Annotated in this window: 2 tRNA genes; both read right to left on the bottom strand. The window is 43.1% G+C overall.

Features of this window, described 5'->3' with window-relative positions:
- Nucleotides 1-115: 115 nt before the first annotated feature.
- Nucleotides 116-191: transfer RNA gene (locus tag LKW28_RS22830), tRNA-Ala, on the bottom strand.
- A gap of 18 nt (nucleotides 192-209) precedes the next feature.
- Nucleotides 210-286 (bottom strand) — tRNA-Ile (locus tag LKW28_RS22835).
- Between the last annotated feature and the right edge of the window lie 120 nt (nucleotides 287-406).

Below are 406 nucleotides of genomic sequence, written 5' to 3' on the forward strand. Positions count from 1 at the left end.
CCTTTAAGTTTTAAAGAACTTTACTTCAATGAATGTTTTGTTACGTTATCTAGTTTTCAAAGAACGAGCTTAAAAGAGAAATATTTGCAGACAAAAAAGCAGTCAGCAAATAAATTGGTGGAGCCTAGCGGGATCGAACCGCTGACCTCCTGCGTGCAAGGCAGGCGCTCTCCCAGCTGAGCTAAGGCCCCATAGGATATTAAAATGAATGGTGGGCCTAAATGGACTCGAACCATCGACCTCACGCTTATCAGGCGTGCGCTCTAACCAGCTGAGCTATAGGCCCATTCATATTTATTTCGAGAACAACCAGTTCTCTCAAAACTAAACATAATACATAGCGTCTTTTTATGAAGTTCGCAGAACTTCAGTTTCCTTAGAAAGGAGGTGATCCAGCCGCACCTTC

The sequence above is a fragment of the Bacillus sp. REN16 genome, assembly GCF_020731355.1.
In the GTDB taxonomy this organism is placed as follows: domain Bacteria; phylum Bacillota; class Bacilli; order Bacillales; family Bacillaceae_L; genus Ferdinandcohnia.